Origin of the sequence: Arthrobacter subterraneus (assembly GCF_900099735.1) — a bacterium.
Lineage (GTDB): Bacteria > Actinomycetota > Actinomycetes > Actinomycetales > Micrococcaceae > Arthrobacter_D > Arthrobacter_D subterraneus.
Genome location: NZ_FNDT01000001.1, coordinates 38,994 through 59,298, shown reverse-complemented (window position 1 = coordinate 59,298; position 20,305 = coordinate 38,994). Strand labels below are relative to the sequence as shown.

18 protein-coding genes are annotated in these 20,305 nt (G+C 64.7%); 10 read left to right on the top strand and 8 right to left on the bottom strand.

The annotated features are described in order from the left end of the window. Nucleotides 1-25: 25 nt before the first annotated feature. From BLS52_RS00235 to BLS52_RS00215, 5 genes are read right to left on the bottom strand one after another with little or no spacing between them, the layout of a single operon-like run. The gene (locus BLS52_RS00235; RefSeq protein WP_090584099.1) at nucleotides 26-1,318 is read right to left on the bottom strand and encodes a DUF58 domain-containing protein; all 1,293 of its coding nucleotides are present in this window, start codon (nucleotides 1,316-1,318) and stop codon (nucleotides 26-28) included. Nucleotides 1,319-1,334: 16 nt separating this feature from the next. Beyond that, a complete protein-coding gene (locus tag BLS52_RS00230; RefSeq protein ID WP_090584098.1) occupies nucleotides 1,335-2,384 on the bottom strand; it encodes an AAA family ATPase in 1,050 nt (349 codons plus the stop codon). Next, a complete protein-coding gene (locus BLS52_RS00225) occupies nucleotides 2,381-3,640 on the bottom strand; it encodes a DUF4350 domain-containing protein (protein ID WP_090584097.1) in 1,260 nt (419 codons plus the stop codon). The genes BLS52_RS00230 and BLS52_RS00225 overlap by 4 nt, the downstream gene beginning before the upstream one ends. Continuing rightward, nucleotides 3,622-4,299, bottom strand: a complete 678-nt coding sequence (locus BLS52_RS00220) for a DUF4129 domain-containing protein (protein ID WP_175460047.1) — start codon at nucleotides 4,297-4,299, stop codon at nucleotides 3,622-3,624. The genes BLS52_RS00225 and BLS52_RS00220 overlap by 19 nt, the downstream gene beginning before the upstream one ends. A gap of 5 nt (nucleotides 4,300-4,304) precedes the next feature. Next, nucleotides 4,305-5,531: a DUF7847 domain-containing protein gene (locus BLS52_RS00215; RefSeq protein WP_090584095.1), complete on the bottom strand. Its 1,227-nt coding sequence runs from the start codon at nucleotides 5,529-5,531 to the stop codon at nucleotides 4,305-4,307. A 289-nt stretch (nucleotides 5,532-5,820) separates the two neighbouring features. Between BLS52_RS00215 and mtrA the strand changes: the two genes are divergently transcribed. The 7 genes from mtrA to secA all read left to right on the top strand — a co-directional run bounded on the left by mtrA (nucleotide 5,821) and on the right by secA (nucleotide 15,833). Then, nucleotides 5,821-6,498 (top strand): MtrAB system response regulator MtrA, encoded by a 678-nt coding sequence (mtrA, locus tag BLS52_RS00210; RefSeq protein WP_026544143.1) that lies wholly within the window; start codon nucleotides 5,821-5,823, stop codon nucleotides 6,496-6,498. Between the two features lie 7 nt (nucleotides 6,499-6,505). Then, nucleotides 6,506-8,215 carry an MtrAB system histidine kinase MtrB gene (gene mtrB / locus BLS52_RS00205; protein WP_245702630.1) on the top strand — a complete coding sequence of 570 codons (1,710 nt, stop codon included), beginning with the start codon at nucleotides 6,506-6,508 and terminating at the stop codon, nucleotides 8,213-8,215. Then, nucleotides 8,212-9,909, top strand: a complete 1,698-nt coding sequence (locus BLS52_RS00200) for an LpqB family beta-propeller domain-containing protein (RefSeq protein ID WP_090584094.1) — start codon at nucleotides 8,212-8,214, stop codon at nucleotides 9,907-9,909. Before mtrB ends, BLS52_RS00200 begins: the two co-directional genes overlap by 4 nt. An 87-nt stretch (nucleotides 9,910-9,996) precedes the next feature. Then, nucleotides 9,997-10,845, top strand: coding sequence for a ComF family protein (locus tag BLS52_RS00195; RefSeq protein ID WP_175460046.1), 849 nt, complete (start codon nucleotides 9,997-9,999; stop codon nucleotides 10,843-10,845). 208 nt (nucleotides 10,846-11,053) lie between these two features. Then, a complete protein-coding gene (gene hpf / locus BLS52_RS00190; protein WP_026544140.1) occupies nucleotides 11,054-11,773 on the top strand; it encodes a ribosome hibernation-promoting factor, HPF/YfiA family in 720 nt (239 codons plus the stop codon). Between the two features lie 27 nt (nucleotides 11,774-11,800). Further along, the gene (locus tag BLS52_RS00185) at nucleotides 11,801-13,117 is read left to right on the top strand and encodes a winged helix-turn-helix domain-containing protein (RefSeq protein WP_090584092.1); all 1,317 of its coding nucleotides are present in this window, start codon (nucleotides 11,801-11,803) and stop codon (nucleotides 13,115-13,117) included. Then, nucleotides 13,101-15,833 (top strand): preprotein translocase subunit SecA, encoded by a 2,733-nt coding sequence (secA, locus tag BLS52_RS00180; protein WP_090584091.1) that lies wholly within the window; start codon nucleotides 13,101-13,103, stop codon nucleotides 15,831-15,833. Before BLS52_RS00185 ends, secA begins: the two co-directional genes overlap by 17 nt. Before the next feature lie 30 nt (nucleotides 15,834-15,863). On the opposite strand, the gene BLS52_RS18240 is transcribed toward secA, so the two are convergent. Both BLS52_RS18240 and BLS52_RS00170 read right to left on the bottom strand, forming a co-directional pair. Further along, nucleotides 15,864-16,391: an Rv3235 family protein gene (locus BLS52_RS18240; RefSeq protein WP_139186207.1), complete on the bottom strand. Its 528-nt coding sequence runs from the start codon at nucleotides 16,389-16,391 to the stop codon at nucleotides 15,864-15,866. A 13-nt stretch (nucleotides 16,392-16,404) separates the two neighbouring features. Next, the gene (locus tag BLS52_RS00170) at nucleotides 16,405-17,151 is read right to left on the bottom strand and encodes a LysM peptidoglycan-binding domain-containing protein (RefSeq protein ID WP_139186206.1); all 747 of its coding nucleotides are present in this window, start codon (nucleotides 17,149-17,151) and stop codon (nucleotides 16,405-16,407) included. 120 nt (nucleotides 17,152-17,271) lie between these two features. Here BLS52_RS00170 and BLS52_RS00165 point away from each other — a divergent pair, with 120 nt between their 5' ends. Beyond that, complete coding sequence (locus BLS52_RS00165; RefSeq protein ID WP_090584089.1) at nucleotides 17,272-17,820, top strand: hypothetical protein; 549 nt, start codon at nucleotides 17,272-17,274, stop codon at nucleotides 17,818-17,820. 78 nt (nucleotides 17,821-17,898) lie between these two features. Here BLS52_RS00165 and BLS52_RS00160 read toward each other — a convergent pair whose 3' ends face one another. Further along, nucleotides 17,899-18,126, bottom strand: a complete 228-nt coding sequence (locus BLS52_RS00160) for a helix-turn-helix domain-containing protein (protein WP_090584467.1) — start codon at nucleotides 18,124-18,126, stop codon at nucleotides 17,899-17,901. Between the two features lie 198 nt (nucleotides 18,127-18,324). Here BLS52_RS00160 and BLS52_RS00155 point away from each other — a divergent pair, with 198 nt between their 5' ends. Next, complete coding sequence (locus BLS52_RS00155; protein ID WP_090584088.1) at nucleotides 18,325-18,978, top strand: SAF domain-containing protein; 654 nt, start codon at nucleotides 18,325-18,327, stop codon at nucleotides 18,976-18,978. Further along, entirely contained in the window at nucleotides 18,975-20,303 is a 1,329-nt protein-coding gene (locus BLS52_RS00150) for a CpaE/TadZ family protein (RefSeq protein ID WP_090584087.1), read from the top strand. The genes BLS52_RS00155 and BLS52_RS00150 overlap by 4 nt, the downstream gene beginning before the upstream one ends. Nucleotides 20,304-20,305 lie beyond the last annotated feature (2 nt).

The window sequence follows — 20,305 nt, the reverse complement described above, 5'->3', positions numbered from 1 at the left end:
TGGAAGTCATTCGGCGCCGCCGCCGTCACAGCCGGCCCGCGGCTTTCAGACGGATGTAGAGATCAGCCAGCCTGGACGGAAGCTCATGCGGGGGCTCGTCCACGACCTCGGCGCCGAGCCGGTGAATCCGGTCCTTGATAGCGGCCCGGTCCAGGAGGGCACGTTCCGCTGCGGCCGCACGGTAGGTTTCCGCCGCCGTCCCGCGCCGGTGGCGCAGCTCGTCGAGGTGCGGATCGCGGACCGACGCCACCACCACCACATGCTGGGAGATGAGGGAGGGAAGCATGGGCAGCAGCCCTTCCTCCACGGCACCTGAGTCGAGTGCGGTGAGGAGCACCACCAGGCTGCGATGGGCCGAGATGGAGCGTACCTGTGCGGGGATGCGCGAGAAGTCTGCTTCGATCAGCTCGGAGTCGAGGGGCGCCATCGCAGTGACGAGGCTTGCGAGGAGGTTGCCTTTTCCCGCTGACTGGACCCGGGCACGCTGACGGCGGTCGAAGGCCAGGAAGTCCACGCGGTCACCGCCGCGCTGGGCCAGTACCGCGAGGAGGAGAGAGGCCTCGATCCCTGTGTCCAGGCGGGGTTCGTCCTCGATGCGGGCCGCTGAAGTCCGCGACGTGTCCAGCACGATCACTACGCGGCGGTCCCGTTCGGGCCGCCAGGTGCGGACAACGGTGTCGCGCCGCCGCGCGGAGGCACGCCAGTCGATCGACCGGACGTCGTCTCCGCGAACGTAGTCGCGGAGTGAATCGAACTCGGTTCCGGCTCCCCGGATCTGCACTGCTGCCCGTCCGTCGAGTTCACGAAGGCGCCGCAGCTTGGAAGGCAGCAGCCGTTTGGAACGGAACGGCGGCAGGACCCGGAGCATGCCGGGCGCAGGGATGGTGAGCTGGCGCGCGGCCAGACCCAGCGGACCCGCGCTCCGGATGGTCACATGGTGCACCCGCAGGTCGCCGCGGCGGCGGGGAACCAGCTGTACCGATACGCTGCGGCCCTCACCGGCCGGAACACTCAGATGGCGCACCGGGTTGTGCGCGCCCGCGGACGGCTGCCAGCCTTCACGGATCCAGCCCCGGAAGGAACGCCGGGAATGGTTCCGCACCGTGAGCGTGCTGATGGTCCCCTCAGTCAGCCGGACTGTCTCCGGCAGCTGGCGCTGGACTCCCACCGCCCGGGGGGAGGCCGCAAGCAGGAGGTCCAGTGCGGAGCCGAGAACCAGCAGGGCTGCCCACAGGGCGATGGAGACAGGGCCCGGGTAGAGGAGCACCGGGACAACGCCGAGGAGCGCAAGGAGGACGAGGCGACCGGTAACGCTCATGCTGCGATGCCCACTGCTACCTCGGCACGGGAACGGTGCTGAGGATGTTAACCAGGACGTTGTCGACGCTGAGTCCGTCCATCTGCGCCTCGGGATGCAGAGCCACACGGTGCCGCAGGGCGGGCATGGCCAGAGCTTTCACGTCATCGGGGGTGACGAAGTCACGGCCGGAGAGCCACGCCCAGGCTCGCGAGGTGTTCAGCAGGGCCGTGGCGCCGCGGGGAGAGACCCCGAGCTGGAACGACGGCGCGGAACGCGTTGCACGCACCACGTCGACGATGTACCCGAGCACCTCGGGAGCAATTCCCACCCGCTGTACTGCGTGCCGTGCCGCCGCGAGGTCCCGTTCACCCGCGACAGCGGTCACACCCGCGTCGCCGAGGTTACGCGGATCGAACCCGGCGCTGTGCCGGCGCACGACCTCGATCTCGTCGTCGCGCCCGGGTAGGGGAAGCGTGAGCTTGAGCAGGAAGCGGTCCAGCTGCGCTTCCGGGAGCGGGTAGGTGCCTTCGTATTCCACCGGGTTCTGGGTCGCGGCAACAATGAACGGCTCCGGCAGGGGGCGCGTCACGCCGTCCACTGACACTTGCCTTTCCTCCATCGCTTCCAGCAGCGCCGCCTGTGTTTTGGGCGGCGTTCGGTTGATCTCATCGGCGAGGAGGATATTGGTGAAGACCGGGCCTTCCCGGAAGGTGAACTCGGCGGTACGGGATTCGAAAATGAGCGAGCCTGTCACATCCCCGGGCATCAGATCCGGCGTGAACTGTACCCGCTTGGTATCAAGGCTGAGGGCGGCAGACATGCTGCGGACCAGCAGTGTCTTTGCCACCCCGGGGATACCTTCCAGAAGGACATGCCCCCTCGCCAGCAGTGCGATGAGCATCCCGGTCACTGCTGCGTCCTGCCCGACAACGGCCTTCGCCACTTCCCTGCGCACTGCAACAAGGGCACTGCGGGCCGGATCTGCCGGATGTGTGTGGGCGGGCGCTGCTGAGCCTGCCTCGGCAGGGACTTCAGCCGTCTGGTGCTCAGCTGGTGCCGGCCGGTGCGGGTGTTGTTGGTTCATGGACGGAGGATCTCCTGTTCGAGTTTTTCCAGTTCCTGACTCCATTGCACCAGTTGTGCGTCGGAGGAGGGGATGTAGGAGTTGAGCAGCCGGTCGAGGTCGGTGAATTCACGGGCGGTTCTCCGGGCAGCGGCCTCGACGACCGATGAACGCGCGCTGCCCGGCGGTATGCGCACTGCAGCGGCGAGGCGGTTCAGGGTCGCTGCCCTCAGCGTTTCGGCGGCATGTGCCACGGCGCCGGCGTCCTGGTAGAGGCGTGCCCTGCCGGCAGCGGTTTCAGAGGAGCGGACGAGGACGGGAAGCGGTTCGGTGACCAGCGGGCCCAGACGACGGCCGCGCCACAGAATAGCGATCAGCGCCGTAACGAGCAGCCAGAACATCAGGGGATTGACGAAACCCGGCAGCAGGCTCCGGGGATCGACCGGCCCGGAGGTGACTGCAAGGTCCTCAGCCGTGGGCTGGTACCAGACCAGTGTCGGAGTGCTTCCCAGGACCCGCAGCGTCAGTGCGGCGTTACCATGTTCATCGATGAGGCCGTTGCTCATGATCGCACCGTGCCCCAGAACGGCCACGGTTTCATCGGGGGTGGTGACGAAGATGCCGGCGGGATCGGCACCGTCGTCCTGGGGTAGGGGAAAGCAGGTCCCCTGGCCGCGGTAGGAGAATCCGCCCGCGCTCACCTCCGCGGCTGCGCGTGCGTCCGGGCTTGCGCAGTCCGCCTCGAGGGGTCCGTCAGGTTCTGCAGGAACCACCCCGGCGGAACGAACGCCGTCAGCAAGTTCGGTCAGTGCGGGAAGTCCAGGCTCCACCAGGACGGTCCGATCCGCGAGTCCGCCGCCAAGGGCAGCAAGCTGTTCCGCGCTCAACCAGGTATTGGGGTCGTGCAGGAGCAGCGTGTCATCCGGTCCCTGCAATGCGCCCACCGCATCGTCAAATGACTCTGCGCGGACCACCTCGACGCCACTGCGCCCCAAGACCTCTGCTGCTGCCCGGGCGCCCTCCGGTGCCGGGTTCTCAGGGGACAGCGGCTCCCGTTCTCCCGATCCTGCGGCCAGCGCGCCGAGCAGGACCGCGGTTCCGAGCAGGACACCAAGGATGATCCAGCTGCGGGCGCGTCCCAACCTGCCGAGTACGGTGGCGCGGAAGCTTCCGCCGTCGCCCACCACTTCCGCAGCCGTCGGTGCGGCTTCGCTACCGGTGGACCGGGCCTCCGGCGGTTTGGTGGGCACGTGCGCTGTCATACCGGTGCCGCCCATTGCGCGCTGCCTGCCTGCCGACGGGGCTGGGTGCGCTGCAGTTCCCGGTCCAGTTCCGCGGCACGCCGGTAATCGGCCTGGCCGGCCGGGCGGGAACCGTAGTGCACTTCACTGAAGCGCTCCGCCAGCCAGTGAAGTTCTTCCGACTGGGCGGCAAACAGATTCTGCAGGCGATGGGCCACCTCGACGGCGGTTCGCCCTGCCTGCTCGTCGAGGATCACGCGTTCTTCGGCGGCGCGGGTAATGGCGCGGAACCGTTCGGTGAGTGCCTCATCCCAGTTTCCGGTACGAGCGGCAGCCTCTGCGAATTCCCGGTGCGCCTGCGCCGAAAGGCTCGACCGGGCAGGAAAAACTGTTGGATCAGGGCGTCTTCCGGCGTTGAGCCGCGGTTTGATCAGGAGCACAGCTGCAGCGATGACGACGACGGCACCCACAGCGAGCAGAATGGTCCCCACTCCTGCGTCAACACTTCTGATCTGGCCCAGGAGCTCACCGAGCCAGGTGAGGACGGCTGTCCAGGCGCGTTCAAGGAGCGAGGGTTCGGCCTGCCGGTAGGCGTCCTTGGCGAGCTCATCCTGCAGCAGTCGGCGAGCCTCATCAGCGTCGGGCTGCACCGGCACAGCGACAGGCAGCAGGAACAGCGGTTCAGCGTGGTACACCGGCGTCAGTCTCCCGGCCGGCTCTGCGGCGGTGCGTCCCCCGGGTGGCCGAACTGTCCGCCGGCCGACTGTCCGGGAATGGGGGAGTAGGCGCCGTGCGCCCGCGCCTCGTTCTCGCGGAGCAGCACGATGTCGAAACCCTCCCGGCGAATCCGGAGGTCGACGTAGAGCAGCGCGGTGACGCCGGCCTGGAACGCGAAGCCGATGGCGGTGAAGACCGCAGTCACCGCCTGAACAATCAGGAGCACGGGTAAGGACTCAAGCAGTGCCGCTTCGGTGCTGGCCGGGGTCGAGGTGAATGATCCGAAACCGAAGGCAAGGAAGGACACCGGAGCCGCCACCACCTGCGTGATGATCGAAACGATGATCGAAGTGAGCACCAGGATTCCGAACGTCCGCCACCAGTTGCCGGTGGTGAGGGTCCAGGAGCGACGCAGTGCGGCAATGGGGCCGACGCCTTCAAGCATCAGGGCAGCCGGCGCCATCACCCACTTGATATTGAGCCAGACGGCCGCGGCTACGGCTGCCAGCACACCGATGACGACAATGGCGACGGCTGCGTCCTGGAGTGCGAGGGACAGTCCGACGAGGATGAGGATGAGAATGGCAAGCGAAACGGTCCAGAGGAGGAAGAGGATTGCCCCCAGCCCCAGCAGAGGCAGGATCCTGGGACCGGCGAGTTTCCATAACCCGGCGAAACCGGTTCGCTCATCGAGTACGGCCCGGGCAACGGGAATGATCAGCACACCCTGCAGGATGAGTACGCCGACGGAGGTCAGGAGGACAAGAACGGAGCCGACGGAAAGTGCAGACGCCACGAGCCCGGTCATCTCCGCGGAGGAGGCGGTGACCGGGTCGAAGGAGGTGAGGGAGCCCGTCAGCCCGACGGTCAGGAGAACGGTGACGACGGCGACGATCATCTGGAACAGGATTGCCGTTCCAAAGGTTGAGAGGGGGTTGCGGCGGCAGGCCTGGAAGGCACCGTCCAGTATTTCGCCCAACCCCAGCGGGCGCAGCGGGATGATGCCGGGCTTGGGCGGTGCCTGATAGCCGTGAAACTGGCCGGGCGGTGGAGTCGGCCATCCCGGTTGCGCCTGGGGAGCCGGCTGCCCCTGCGGCCAGGGCTGGCCCTGGCCCCACTGCGGCTGAAGATTTTCCCCCCACTGCTGCGGCCCGGACGGGGGCTGCCACGGCCGATCCTCCGGTTTCCCTTCCGGGAAGTTCCCGCTCATGCTGATCCCCTTACCCTGGTGTGCCGCCGGATGCCCGCTTGATCCGGTGCCGGCTCCTTCAGGCCCGGACGTACCAGGCCCCTCCGCTACCTACACGCTGAACTATAGTTACCGGCTCTGACGTTTCTGCCGGGGCTCTGTGCTTCCATTGTTCTCCATCGCCGGCGCTCCGGCGCACGTTGGCTGCGGGTCGCCCCGAAATAGTCCTCTAGGATGACAAAGGCACTTCGGCTGCGGGCATGGCGCGCGCCGATGCGACATCGCTGGGGCAATGGGAGATTATGGGGATATGAAGGCACGCATTCTGGTCATAGACGACGACGAGGCACTGGCTGAGATGATAGGCATCGTTCTGCGCAACGATGGCTTCGACCCGGTGTTCTGTGCCGATGGAGCACAGGCGGTCGAAGTCTTTCGGGCGACCAAGCCGGATCTTGTCCTCCTGGACCTGATGCTTCCGGGTATCGACGGTATCGAGGTGTGCCGGCAGATCCGCAATGAATCGGACCTGCCCATCGTGATGCTGACCGCCAAATCGGATACGTCCGACGTCGTCCGCGGTCTGGAGTCAGGGGCGGATGACTACGTACCGAAGCCGTTCAAGCCGGCAGAACTTGTGGCGCGCGTCCGAGCCCGTCTGCGTCCCGGTGACCAGAAGGCACCTGAAACGCTCCGCATCGGCGAGGTGAGCATCGATGTGGCGGGACACTCGGTCACCCGGTCTGGGGAGCCGATCTCACTGACACCGCTGGAATTCGACCTGCTGGTTGCCCTCGCGCGGAAGCCGTGGCAGGTCTTCACCCGGGAGCTGCTGCTGGAACAGGTATGGGGCTACAGGCACGCCGCGGACACCCGGCTCGTTAATGTTCACGTACAGCGGCTACGGTCCAAGATCGAGCGGGATCCTGAAGCTCCCGAAATCGTACTGACGGTTCGCGGCGTCGGATATAAGGCAGGACAAGCATAAGTTGGAAGTGCGGGCAGGCCAGTCTCTGAGCTCGGCGTCCCAGGGCGCCGCGCAGGGTTGGCGGTGGGTCCGGTCCGTCACGGCGCAGGTAGCGCGGCGCTGGCGTCGATCACTACTGTTCCGGACTGTCACCTCCACCCTGGTCCTCACCGCAGTCGCGCTCATGGCGGTGGGCGCGTTCCTCTCCAGCCAGATCGCCAACGGGCTGTACCAGGAGAGACTGGACCAGTTCAAGGCCGAGGCAAGCGCAGGCCTGAGCGAGGTTCGGGAGATCTTCGCCCAGACATCCGTGACCGACCGGGAGTCCACAGCGCAGCTGGTCCGTGACACACTCCCCAGCCTTGAGGGTGGGGGTGCCGACGCGCCGCGGCAGTTCATGCTCAAGGGCGTACCGGGGCAGGAAAGCATCTTCGTGTCGCCCTTTGCCAGCCCGGGACTGACGGAGTCCTCGGCCATTCCGGAAGCGCTCGCCGAGGCAGTGCGCAACGGCGACGATCAGTACTGGTCCCCGATCACGCTTGCCACCTCAGCCTCGGGGACCGAATTCAATGTGCCGGGCATCGCCTTCGGCACAAAAGTGACTCTCCCTCCGGAACAGACGGAGTACTCGCTGTACCTCATCTATGACCTCTCATCCATGCAGGCCACCCTGGACTACATCCACGGAGTTACCTGGATCGGGGGGACACTGCTGCTGGTGACCATCGGAGCCATCGTCTGGCTCGTCACACGGAGCGTGGTGGGGCCCGTCAGCCACGCCGCGCTGGTGTCGGAGAAACTGGCCGCGGGTCAACTGCAGGAGCGGATGGAGACGCAGGGAGAGGATGAAGTGGCCCGGCTCGGCGCGTCCTTCAACCACATGGCCGCGAGCCTCCAGGACCAGATCACCCAGTTGGCCCAGCTCTCCCAGATGCAGCAGCGGTTTGTCTCCGATGTTTCCCATGAGTTGAGGACGCCACTGACCACTGTCCGGATGGCAGCGGAAGTACTCCATGACGCACGCCAGGAGTTCGACCCGGTCAATCGCCGGTCGGCGGAAATCCTGTACAACCAGGTCGAGCGGTTCCAGGCCCTTCTCGCGGACCTGCTGGAAATTTCCCGCTTCGACGCCGGTGCTGCAGTTCTTGACGCCGAGCCCACCGATATCTTCCAGATCGTCCACCACGTCATCGACGGCGCGCGTCCCCTGGCGGAGAGCCACAAGTCGGACATCACGGTAATTTCCAACGAGTCAAAGTGCGTGGTTGACGTCGATCCCCGCCGGATCGACCGCATCCTGCGTAACCTCGTGGTCAATGCGCTGGAACACGGCGAAGGCAAACCGATCAACATTTACATCGCGTCCAACCCCGATGCCGTGGCGGTTGCCGTCCGTGACCACGGCATCGGCATGACCCCGCTGGATGCGGCCAGGGTGTTCGACCGGTTCTGGCGTGCGGACCCGGCCCGGGCACGCACCACCGGCGGCAGCGGACTGGGGCTCTCGATCGCCACTGAGGACGCACGGCTCCACGGCGCGTGGCTGCAGGCGTGGGGGTCACCGGGGGAAGGTTCCTGTTTCCGGCTCACGCTGCCGAAGCGCCGCGATTCCGTGCTGAAAGTGTCTCCCCTGCCGCTTCCCCCGCGACAGGCAGCGCTCCCGCCCGGTCCGGCCACGGCAACCACGACGCCGGACGCAGTGCCCACACTGCACAGCGCGGCTGGAGGAGAACGATGACCGCGGGCGTTATCGGGCGGATCGCTCCGCTCGTGATCCTGCTCCTCCTCCTCCTGACCTCCTGCTCCTCCATACCGACGGCCGGGCCGGTGGGCACCATCGAGGCGACCGCCGAGGCTGAGACGGGTGCTCGATTTGTGAATAATCCGCCGCCCCCGCGGGAAGGCGCCCGGCCCGGGGAAATACTCAACGGCTTCCTCGTGGCAGGAATCGGCGTTTCGGACAACTACAGTGTGGCCCGGTCGTATCTCACTCCATCGCTCGCACAGACCTGGGCGCCGGAGCAGGAAATCACCATCTACCGCTCGGATTTCAAGATCAGCTCCACACCGACCGAAGGCGAGCTCCAGCTTCAGGTGGAAGTGGCGGGTTATATCGACGCGGCGGGAATCAGGCGCAACGTGGGGCCGGGCACCACAGAATCCATGACAGTCCGAATGGAGCAGGTGCAGGGAGAATGGCGCGTCGCCGAGATCCCGACCGGAATCATGATTTCCGCAGCGGATGCCGAGAACCTTCTCCAACCACATGAGCTTTACTACTACAGCAGCAGCTACCAGTACTGGGTTCCCGATGTGCGCTGGTTCGTGAACCGCCAGGGTATCGCCACCAATATCGTCAAGGCGCTGATCAACGGCCCGGCGCCTTACCTCCAGGGTGCCGTAACCAGCGCCTTCCCGGAAAACACAGCTCTTGCGGTTGAATCCGTCCCCATTGAATCGGGGACGGCGACGGTCGACTTCACGCAGGACATCCTCACCGCAACCGACAACCTGCGCCGCCAGCAGATGGAACAGCAGCTCCGGGTGACGCTGACGGGACTCAACACGGTGAACTCGGTGGAGCTGCGGGCGGGCCAGCCGATTCCGTACGACATTGATCCCGATCTGGTGCTGCCCGAACTGGACCCGGCCGTTCCCAGCAGGCAGATAGTGATCAGCGAGAATGAACTGGCCTTCTTCGAGGGCGGTCAGCTGTCTCCCGCAGCGGATGTGCCCTCCGTCGCCGGATTCGATCCGGTTGACCCGGCGATGTCCTATGACGGCAGGAACTTCGCATTCCTCAACGATGAACGGACCCGGCTCCTGGCAACCGGCGAGGGCCAGAACGTCCGAGCGGTGACGGCAGGATCGAACCTGACCCCACCGAGCTATGATCCCGCCAACTGGATCTGGACGGCGGGAACCTCCGACGGGCGCTCCTATGTGCGGGCGATCCCACCGGGGGGAAGTACCGACAACGCGATCGATGTCCTCGCGCCATGGCTGGGAAACCGGACGATCAGCGAGATCCGCATCTCCCGCGACGGGGCGCGGGCGCTCATCGTCGCCCAGCAGTCCGGGCAGAGCCAGCTGCTGTTGTCCGGTGTGAGCCGGAGCGAGGACGGCGTGCCCCAGACATTGAGCGATCCGATCTCGCTTAATCCGCCCGGGGCTGTGGACACAGCAAAGTGGGTTACCGAAACCTCCGTCGTCGTCGCGGATACCGCCACGGAGGGTTCGGTTACCGCCACACTCCTTCCCTTCGCTTCGGAGCCGGACGAGTTCCGGCCCCTCGCCGGTCTTCAGCACCTCAGCGCAGGCACCGGCCGCACCAACGTCTTCGCGCAGAGCGGAAACAGCATCTACGGCGTAGTGGGAAACACCTGGACGGATCAGGGCGTCACCGCGCGCGATCCTTCCTTTGCCGGCTGACGGTTCCTGGACCTTATCCACAGACTGACCGGATCGCCGACGCCCCCGCGTCCGCTGTGACACGGTTTAGGCATGTGGAAGGCAGGGTTGGAACGACGCCTGGACGCCGTTCGCCTGCACCCCACCTGCGGCCGTCTGGAGGGCGCCCTGCGCGAGTTCGGCTCGCTGATCCTTCCTACTGAATGCGTGGTGTGCGAGCTGCCGGATAACTCCCTGTGCGCCGGGTGTGCGGCCACGCTGCGCCGCGCCACCGTCCGGCCGTTCCGCGCCGAGCAGGGAGCGGAGGCGCTGCCGGAAGCGGTATGCGGGCTGGGTGCAGCCGGTCCCGACGCAGATGGTTTCAGTCCCCTCCCAGTGATGGCAGCGGGCTCCTATGCCAGGGCCCTGTCGGCCGCACTGCTTGCATTCAAGAACCACGGCCATACGGATATCGGCCGCTGGCTGCAGGCGGCGCTTGCCGGTGCGCTGCATGAGGCCAGATGGACGCTCTGTGCGGAGGCCGCGGAAGTGCTGCTCGTTCCGGTTCCCGCGCGCGGTGCCTCGACCCGGCGTCGCGGCTATGATCCGTTGTCCTTGCTGCTCGGCGGATTGGACCGCAGGGCGGAACTGCCGGCGGGGACATCGGTTGCGGCCGCCGTCAGGATCGGCTGGCGGCCGCGAACGGCCTGGACGCTCACTTCGGGCGGACGCACGCAAAAGGCGCTCGGCAGGCAGGGGAGGCGGCAGAACCTTGTGGGCAGCATGGAAGCCGCTCCGCTGATGCGGCTCATCCGCCCGGGCCGGGCCTGCCTCATTGTCGATGACGTACTCACCACCGGAGCGACCATCGCTGAAACCGCCCGGGTGCTCCGGAACGCCGGGGCTGTGGTTTCAGGCGCCGTGGTGATCGCGGCGACGCCGGCACCCCGTGGGAAGGAGAACAGCTCAGCCCGATAGACGTCCGTACCGGGGGATGTCCCAAGCATCCCGAAGAACGCCCGGAGCGATCCATCGAAAAAAACCGGCGGGTAGGGGTGAATTCAAACACTTGGTGAACTACCGTGAAGTATGGGTATCACAACGAAGACAGTTACCCATCGACAGCGGCTGGAAGGAGCTCATCCTCGGCCGCTGTTGTGTCACCTGAGCGATTTTGGAGGGCACTATGGAATTTATGATCAACGGACGAAACCTCGCAGTTTCTGACCGCTTCCGCGAATATGCGGAGGAAAAGATCGACAAAATCGAACAACTGGGGGACAAGGTTCAAAGGCTTGACGCGAAGGTCACCAAGGAGCCCAACGCACGTCAGGCAGACAGTGCGCTGACCGTGGAGCTCACGGTGATGCAGAGGGGGCCGATCATCCGGGCGGAAGCTTCCGCAGCGGACAAGTTCGCGGCATTCGACCTCGCGTACAGCAAACTGCTGGAGCGGCTTCGCCGCGCGCGGGACCGCCGCAAGGTGCATCACGGCAGGCATACACCCGTTGCGGTCAGGGAGGCGACCGCCACGCTGGAACCGGCGAGTACGGATCAACCGATCTATGCGGCGTCGTCCAACCACACCGGCAGCGCCGACACGGTCGACATGCCGAACTATGAGATCGACAATGACGTCCCTGCCGGCGATTCGCCCGTCCTGATTCGCCGGAAGGTCTTCTCGGGAATCCCGATGAGCCTCGATGACGCAGTGGACAACATGGAGCTTGTCGGCCACGATTTCTACCTGTTCGTGGATTCACAGACTGGTGCACCGTCTGTTGTCTACCGGCGCCAGGGGTGGACCTACGGTGTCATCACCCTTGACGCGAAGTGCGCGGACGGGCCGGAAGACCCGCACGAAGAGCTTGTCGCCTACCGGGCACGGGAGGCAGCAACTGCGTAGTGCCTGACAGGAATCTATGATCAGGCAATGACCTATTCCCTCACCCTCCATCAGGCACGCCGGATCGCGCTGGAGGCGCAGGGACTGGCACGGGAGCGGCCCACCAGATCACCGGGAACCCGGGAGGTGGGCCGCACCCTTGCCCGGCTTCAGCTTCTGCAGATCGATTCCGTCAACGTGCTGGCCCGCAGCCACTACCTACCGTTGTTCGCGCGCCTGGGTGTCTACGACCGAACCCTTCTGGACCGTTTCTCATCCATGGGCCCGCGCCGCCTGGTGGAGTATTGGGCACATGAGGCATCCCTGGTTCTGCCGGAGCTCTTTCCATACCTCGTCTCAACCCAGACCCGAAAATGGGCGGGCGCTGCTTCGCTGCCCGAGGAGCTGAGGGATTCCCTCGCCAGCCGCATTCTTGATCTGCTCGCGAGGAGCCGACCCCTGACCGCAGCGCAAGTACAGGAACGTATCGGCCACATCGAGCAGAGGACGACAGATCAGTGGGGGTGGAACTGGAGCTCGGCGAAAAGGGTCCTCGAGGACCTCTTCCAACGTGGATTGGTCTCGTCTGCGGGGAGAACCGCGCAATTCGAGCGGCGTTACGCACTGACGGAAAAAGTCTTGCCGGATCCGCGGGCCGCCCAGCTTGAAGTCCCCGCTGCCGAAGCGTATCTCCACCTGGCAGAATGCGCTGCCAGGGCCATCGGGGTCGGAACCGTCCGCTGTATTGCTGACTACTTCCGCCTCCCGATGAAGGCTACCGATGAAGCACTATCCGTCCTCGTCCAGCGCGGCACCCTCATTCCCGTCACGATCGACCGGTGGAACCAGCCCGCCTACCGCTATGCCGGCTCGGTGCTCCCGAGGGCAGCCACGGGAAGGGCGCTGCTGAGTCCTTTCGACTCTGCCGTTTTCGAGCGCCGGCGGCTGGAGAACCTGTTTGAATTCCACTACCGCATCGAGATCTATACTCCGGCGGGAAAGCGCAGGTATGGCTACTATGTGTTGCCGTTCCTCCTGCGCGACTGCATGGCCGCGCGGGTCGACCTCAAGGCGGACCGTGCCCAGAACCGCCTGGTCGTGCGCGGCGCATACGGTGAGTCTTCGGCACCGGCGGACACCGCCGTCGAGCTGGCCGCGGAGCTGGTGCTGATGGCTGACTGGTTGGGCCTGGAGCGCATCGATGTCGAACCCCGGGGGGATCTCGCAGGCGAGGTCGCCGCGCATCTGGCCGGCGAGTTTGGCCGGGAACTAAATCGGGGGACAGGACGTCTCTCACGTAGACTGAACCCGCCAGTAAACGGCGTACCTAGATTGGGAGCAAATACCAGTGCCATCACTTCTTGAACGAGTCCTTCGTACCGGCGATAAGAAGACACTGAAGCAACTCCGCAACTACGCCGATGCGATCAATGTACTGGAAGACGAATTCCGGGGCCTCAGCGACGAGGAGCTGCGCGGCGAAACCGACAAGTTGAAGAAGCGCTACCAGGAGGGCGAGACCCTTGAGGCGCTCCTGCCGGAGGCATTCGCCGCGGTAAGGGAAGCCTCGGCACGTACCCTCGGCCTGCGTCACTTCGACGTGCAGCTGATGGGCGGCGCGGCCCTGCATCTTGGGAATATCGCCGAGATGAAGACCGGTGAGGGTAAAACCCTGGTGGCTACCGCGCCGGCCTATCTGAACGCACTCACGGGCAACGGCGTCCATGTAGTGACCACCAACGATTACCTCGCGGAATATCAGTCCGATCTGATGGGTCGTGTCTTCCGCTTCCTCGGGCTCAGCTGCGGCTGCATTCTGTCAAAACAGGACCCGGCGACGCGCCGCGCCCAGTACGCTGCGGACATCACCTACGGAACAAACAACGAGTTCGGATTCGACTATCTCCGTGACAACATGGCCTGGAGCGCAAGTGAACTGGTGCAGCGCGGACACAATTTCGCCATTGTGGACGAGGTCGACTCCATCCTGATCGATGAGGCCCGTACGCCGCTCATCATCTCCGGGCAGGCTTCCGGGGACGTGAATCGCTGGTACACCGAGTTTTCCAAGGTGGTCACCCGTCTGACCCGCGACACCGACTATGAAGTCGATGAAAAGAAGCGCACGGTGGGTGTGCTCGAGAGCGGTATCGAGAAGGTCGAGGACTACCTTGGCATCCATAACCTCTACGAATCCGCCAACACACCCCTGATCGGCTTCCTTAATAACGCAATCAAGGCGAAGGAACTCTTCAAGAGGGACAAGGACTACGTTGTCCTGAACGGCGAGGTCATGATCGTGGATGAACATACCGGACGTATTCTCGCCGGCCGTCGTTACAACGAGGGAATGCACCAGGCGATCGAGGCCAAGGAAGGCGTGGAGATCAAGGCCGAGAACCAGACGCTTGCCACGGTAACCCTTCAGAACTATTTCCGTCTGTACGACAAGCTGTCCGGCATGACCGGCACAGCCGAGACGGAAGCTGCCGAGTTTATGGGCACCTACAAGCTCGGCGTAGTTCCCATCCCCACCAACCGGCCGATGATCCGGGAAGACCGTTCCGACCTCATCTACAAGAACGAGGTGGCGAAATTCGACGCGGTCGTCAAGGACATCGTCGAACGGCACGAGAAAGGTCAGCCGGTTCTTGTCGGCACCACGTCCGTCGAGAAGAGCGAGTACCTGTCGAAGCAGCTCGCGAAGGCCGGCATCAGGCACGAAGTACTGAACGCGAAGAACCATGCCCGCGAGGCCGCGATCGTGGCCCAGGCCGGCCGCAAAGGTGCGGTCACCGTGGCAACGAACATGGCCGGTCGTGGAACGGACATCATGCTCGGTGGAAACGCTGAATTCAACGCTGTGGCCGCAATGGAAAAGAAGGGGCTTCACCCGGCCGAGAGCCCTGAGGAATACGAGGCGGAATGGCCCAACGCGCTCGCTGCCGCGAAGGAGGCAGTGGAGGCCGAGCAGCAGGAAGTACGCGACCTCGGTGGGCTGTATGTGCTCGGCACCGAGAGGCACGAATCACGGCGCATTGACAACCAGCTCAGGGGCCGTTCCGGCCGGCAGGGAGACCCGGGAGCGTCCCGCTTCTACCTGTCGCTCACCGATGACCTCATGCGTCTGTTCAACTCCGGTGCGGCGGAGCGCATCATGAACAGTTCCTCGATGCCTGACGATGTCGCACTGGAGTCGAAGATGGTCTCCAAGGCGATCGAGAACGCGCAGGGGCAGGTTGAGGGCCGCAATGCCGAGCAGCGCAAGAACGTCCTGAAGTACGACGACGTCCTGAACAGGCAGCGCGAGGCGATCTACAGCGATCGCAGACGCATTCTTGAGGGTGATGACCTGCATGAGAAGGTCGAGCACTTCCTGGAGGATGTCGTCACGGCCATGGTCGATGAAGCGACCGCCCAGGGACACGGCGATGACTGGGACTACGAACAGCTGTGGACCAACCTGAAGACGCTCTACCCAATCAGCCTCACGATCGATGAGGTGCTGGAGGAAGCCGGAGGAAAGCCGAAGGTCACTCGCGACTTCCTCCATGCGGAGATTCTTTCGGATGCGAAGGTTGCGTATAAGCAGCGCGAGGAGGCGCTTGGCGAGAGGTCGATGCGTGAACTCGAGCGACGGGTCGTGCTTTCAGTCATCGGCAGGAAGTGGCAGGAGCACCTCTACGAGATGGATTACCTCAAGGAGGGCATCGGGCTGCGTGCCATGGCACAGCGTGATCCGCTCGTTGAGTATCAGCGTGAGGGCTTTGTGCTTTTCCAGGCGATGATGGAGGCCATCCGCGAGGAGAGCATCGGCTATATCTTCAACCTCGACGTTGAAGTGGCCCCCGCGCAGAAGGCAGGCCTGCCGGGCGTTGCCGATGGGCGGGGCCTGGTTGATACGCCGATCATCAAGGCGGCGGGACTCGAAGAGCCCGAGCGTCCGGCCAGCCTGGCCTTCACCGCCCCCAACGCGCAGGGCGGCGTCGAAACCCGGGTTGAGCGTCGTCGCAGCGAATCGGACGCGGAGAAGGGAACCCGCGCCGAGCAGCGATCATCGGCGAAGCGTCGGCGCAAGTAGCTGCGCCGACTCGGTAGCATCTGCATGGCCTCAGCCGATCTGGAGTTCGGTCACGCGCCACTGTCCGCGTAGACGTTCGATTCTGAGCGCTATTGCCCGGGCGCGCTTTTGCTCGGCGGCGACCACCGAACCCTCGAAGATGTTCGGCGTGATGGGACAGATACGGACCGACCGGATAATGACGTTGCGGTGGAGCCGTAGAGCGTTGCCCGTAGCGGCGCCGCCGTGGGATTCGTGAATGCTGCGGATCAGGTTGGACCGCAACTGAAGGCGTTCGTAGCTGCGGGCGTCGAGCAGCCTGGACATCTGTTGCAAGGGTCTCGTTCCGCCCATAACCTCCAGCGCTCCGCGGGCTACCCTGCGCGCGACTGCCTCGACTTCAGGCGGGATCTCGGGTACCGGGCTCGGAGCCGGAGGACGAGCGAGCGGCAGCACAGTTGCGGTCTGCTCTCGGGCGGCGGACACTGCGGCGGAAACCGGGACCGGCCTTGGCGCGCCGCTGACGCGTGCCAGCTCGGTTGCGCCGGATGCCGGGCGCACGTGGGAAAGGGGGCTCACGGGTATCCTCACCCTATTTCGATTGTGTCGGCGTAGCCGCCGGAGGACGGAGTGCCTGCCCGGGTTGAAGCAGGTCCGGGTTATCCCCGATGAGGTCTCTATTTGCTGCATGCCAGTGAGGCCAGGCTTCGGCGATCCGGACGTCGGTTGCCTGGGGTCCGAGGTGGCGGGCCGCAATTGCCCACAGCGAGTCGCCGGGCCGCACGATGATTTCCGCTGTAGCCGGGGTCATGATGGACCGGCCCTCGCGGACTTCTTTGACCAGCAGACCACCGCCGGGCGGCAGGACTGTCGGTTGCCAGGACGGCCCCAGTACGCGGGGTGACTCGACCGGAATCCACTGGGGGTCGAGATCCGATGGTTCTCCAGGGGCCTCCAGGGGCGCGGTCACTGCGGGGGATGAGGCGGCCGGATCCGCATGTGCATAGGCAGGCTGTGCGGCCACGAGGCTCGTGCCCAATGCCAGGCAGGCAGCCCGGCGCATGAATATGGGGACGAACACACCCAGGCAGCGGGCCACGTGATCGTGGCCCCGCCGGACAAGCAGCTCCGCTGCAAGGGCGGCGAAGAAACTGAAGCCCAGCCAAAGCAGGACGAGCATCCCGAACATGGTGACGCCCATCCCCACCAGCGAGGTCAGCCCCGAGGGCACAGCGGTCGACCTGTGGCCATTCAGGAGGGACGTCCCCGCGACCAATAGGGCGCTCCCCGGCAGCAGAACCCCAAGCGCGAGCAGCGATGACAATATTCCTGATCTCATTCCGGCCTCTTTTAGCAAGTTTGATGTAGTTTGATGTGGTTTGATGAGCTATGTCTATCCTGTATCGCGTTTGATGTCTACAGGTTGACCGATATAAATCCCCAGCCGTAGGGTGGGCTGATGCGCTGGAAAGCCCTTTTCGAAGACATGGAAGCCCAGCTGGAGGCCGCTGAATGGGGCGAGCGGGAGGCTGAAATAGCCGACCGGGTCCGTCGGGACCAAGGGATGGTGACTCTTGCGGAGCGTCTTCGCGGACAGGTAGGGCTGACGCTGAAGGTGGGAACCTCGGGCGGAGACCTCTTTGAGGGAGAACTGACGCACCTGGGGTCAGAGTGGCTGGTCCTGAGTACGGCGGCAGCGGAGACACTGGTCCGGCTGGGTGCCATTCAGCATGTGGAAGGACTGGGCCGGCGGATCGCAGGCGAGACATCCCGTGTTCAGGCGGCGCTCGGGCTCGGCTCGGCTCTCCGGACCCTGGCCCGGGAACGCAGGCCGGTCGCGGTTCACAGAACGGACGGCCGTGGTCGAATCGAGGGAACAATAGACCGTGTTGGAAGGGATTTCTTCGAGATCGCGGCTGTGTTGCCCGGGGAGGTGCGGCGCTCGGCGCGGGTCACCACCGTTTATGCCGTTCCCTTCTCAGGAATCGCAGCGGTTGCTTCCCGTTAGTCGGTACGGACCACGGGGAATGAGTGGGGGCGGCACCCTGAGTAGGGTGCCGCCCCCGATCGGCGCCGGACCATGTGCCTAGGCGTCATGCTCCGCGTGCAGACCGTCCCTCACGCTGGCTGCCGTCTTTTGGTAGGCACGGGCAATATAGTCCTCAAGGACCTGGGTCTCCACCCGCCACTGTCCGCGGCCGCCGACCTGAATTGCAGGGAGTTCGCCGGAGCGTACCAGGGCGTAGGTCTGAGACGACGAGATGTTGAGAACTTCGCCCACATCTGCAAGTGTCATGAACCGTTTCTCTGCCATGAAAGCCGTCTTCCTCCCGATCCACGCAAGAATACGTTCTTCAACCATCTTGCCACTCCGTGGTTCGGAGAACGACGATATCCACAGTTTGTTGCCGATTCCTTCGGTTGGTTTCCATTTGCCTGTTTACTGGCAGAGAATTGCTGATGGCGTGTAGACCTGAAAATCACGCCGCGAACGGCGGGGAACAGGGGAAATGTGAGTCTCAGAATCGACAGTCCGGCCGGCGCACCTGCGCCGGTTCGTCTACGCAAGCCATCCTGGAAGGATCCGCGCCTTCTCGTCGGTGTGCTGCTGGTATGTGCCTCCACCGCCGGTGTCATCGCGCTCGTCGAGGGCGCGGACAAGACCACCGGAGTGTACGCGGCCCGTGCGGATTTGCCTGTCGGGTCGGAGCTTACCGATCAGGACCTCCGCATCGTTGACGTAAGGCTCGGCGATGTCGAGGGGTCATACCGGACGGCGGGCGAGGGCATTCCGGATAACGCAGTCGCGACGCGGTTTGTATCGGCCGGTGAGCTGCTCCCTTCCGACGGAGTGGGAGTGGCTGACTCACTCGATCGCAACCCCGTGGGCCTCACCGTCGAGGATCCCTTGCCTGCCGGCACCGCCACGGGCGACCGGGTGGACGTCTGGGTCTCGCCGCGGGGCGAGGGAAACGGATTCGGCACGCCTGACCTGCTTCTGGAAGCTGCCGAAATTTATGAGTACACCCGCGAGGATTCAGCCCTTGGCGCCGCCCAATCGGCAAGGATCTTTGTGCTTGTCGATGATGAGACCCTTCCCGCTCTCCTTGACGCGTTGTCCAATGAGTCGAGGATTGCCGTGGTCGTCAACGCGGGTGCGCAATGAGCATCCCGGTTGTCACAGTGGGGCGTGCCGCGGGTGACTGCGTAACGGGCCTGGAGCAGCTTCGCGGACCGGTCACGGTGGTTCGGCGCTGCGAGGAATTCACCGAGATGGTCGCTGCCTGTCAGACCGGGATCGCGCGCGCAGCACTTATCGCCTTTGAAGCAGGTGAAATCACGTCCACGCTCGTGGAGCGACTGCGCGCCGCCGACGTCGCCGTCGTTGCCCTGACCGATGACAATGAGGCCCGGGAGCGATTGCGTGCCCTCGAGGTGCGGTATGTGCCGACAACGGTGGAGCCCGCTGTACTTGCCGGGGAAGTCACCGCCGCGGTGGCGGACCTCGAGCGCCAGCAAAGCGGCGGCTCGCCCGGCCATGCATTCGGCGACACCTCGCATTCCCTCGATCCCAGGGTCCCGTCTCCGTCGGATGACAACGAACTCCCGGGCAACGGGAAGGTGCTGGTTATCTGGGGTCCAACCGGTGCGCCGGGCCGGACAACGGTGTCGGTCAATCTGGCCGCTGAACTGGCAGCCGGCGGCTCGAAGGTCCTGCTCATGGATGCTGACACTTACGGCGCGAGCGTTGCCGCGTTTCTGGGGCTGCTCGATGAATCCGCCGGTATAGTACACGCCTGCCGTCTGGCCGACCAGGGAATCCTTGACGCACCTACGCTTGAGAGAACCTGTATTGAAGTAACTTTCGACGGTCTTCCGCTGTATGTGCTGACCGGTGTCACCCGTGCAGACCGGTGGGCTGAACTGAGACCGTCCGCGCTCACCCGGCTGCTCGCACTTGCACGGTCGGTATTCGACACCGTCGTGGTCGACTGTGCTTTCGGGCTGGAAGCGGACGAGGAGCTAAGCTTCGACACGATGGCTCCGCGCCGGAACGGTGCGACGCTGCGCTGCCTGGAACTGGCTGAGCAGATTATCGCGGTCGGTTCGGCTGATTCGATCGGTGTGCCCCGTCTGGTCCGGGCACTGGCGGAACTGCAGGATGCGGTGCCCACAGCCTCGCCCCGGGTGGTTCTCAACAAGGTACGTGCAGCATCGGTTGGCCGTTCGCCGGAGCGTCAGCTCCGGGAGGCGTGGGAGCGGTTCGGTCCTCCGGTACCGATTTCGGCGTTCGTCCCAGCTGACTTTGACTCAGCTGACGCAGCGCTTCTCAGGGGGGCCGCACTCCGGGAAACCGCCCCGGCGTCCCCGCTTCGCCAGGCAATCGCGGCGCTGGCCGATGCACCGGTTGAACAACGCAGGCGGAGCTCTGCTGGACCAAGCCACAGCGAAATGAAGTTTTCCGACAACGGCGTTAGGCTCTCTCAGTAAGG

Excerpts from the sequence above, each read along its gene's own strand:
- BLS52_RS00215 (WP_090584095.1), bottom strand. The coding sequence starts at position 5,531 with ATGAGCGGGAACTTCCCGGAAGGGAAACCGGAGGATCGGCCGTGGCAG.
- BLS52_RS00170 (WP_139186206.1), bottom strand. The coding sequence starts at position 17,151 with ATGAGATCAGGAATATTGTCATCGCTGCTCGCGCTTGGGGTTCTGCTG.
- BLS52_RS00200 (WP_090584094.1), top strand. The coding sequence starts at position 8,212 with ATGACCGCGGGCGTTATCGGGCGGATCGCTCCGCTCGTGATCCTGCTC.
- mtrA (WP_026544143.1), top strand. The coding sequence starts at position 5,821 with ATGAAGGCACGCATTCTGGTCATAGACGACGACGAGGCACTGGCTGAG.
- BLS52_RS00225 (WP_090584097.1), bottom strand. The coding sequence starts at position 3,640 with ATGGGCGGCACCGGTATGACAGCGCACGTGCCCACCAAACCGCCGGAG.
- BLS52_RS00185 (WP_090584092.1), top strand. The coding sequence starts at position 11,801 with ATGACCTATTCCCTCACCCTCCATCAGGCACGCCGGATCGCGCTGGAG.
- BLS52_RS00165 (WP_090584089.1), top strand. The coding sequence starts at position 17,272 with ATGCGCTGGAAAGCCCTTTTCGAAGACATGGAAGCCCAGCTGGAGGCC.
- BLS52_RS00235 (WP_090584099.1), bottom strand. The coding sequence starts at position 1,318 with ATGAGCGTTACCGGTCGCCTCGTCCTCCTTGCGCTCCTCGGCGTTGTC.
- BLS52_RS00230 (WP_090584098.1), bottom strand. The coding sequence starts at position 2,384 with ATGAACCAACAACACCCGCACCGGCCGGCACCAGCTGAGCACCAGACG.
- BLS52_RS00150 (WP_090584087.1), top strand. The coding sequence starts at position 18,975 with ATGAGCATCCCGGTTGTCACAGTGGGGCGTGCCGCGGGTGACTGCGTA.
- BLS52_RS00160 (WP_090584467.1), bottom strand. The coding sequence starts at position 18,126 with ATGGCAGAGAAACGGTTCATGACACTTGCAGATGTGGGCGAAGTTCTC.
- hpf (WP_026544140.1), top strand. The coding sequence starts at position 11,054 with ATGGAATTTATGATCAACGGACGAAACCTCGCAGTTTCTGACCGCTTC.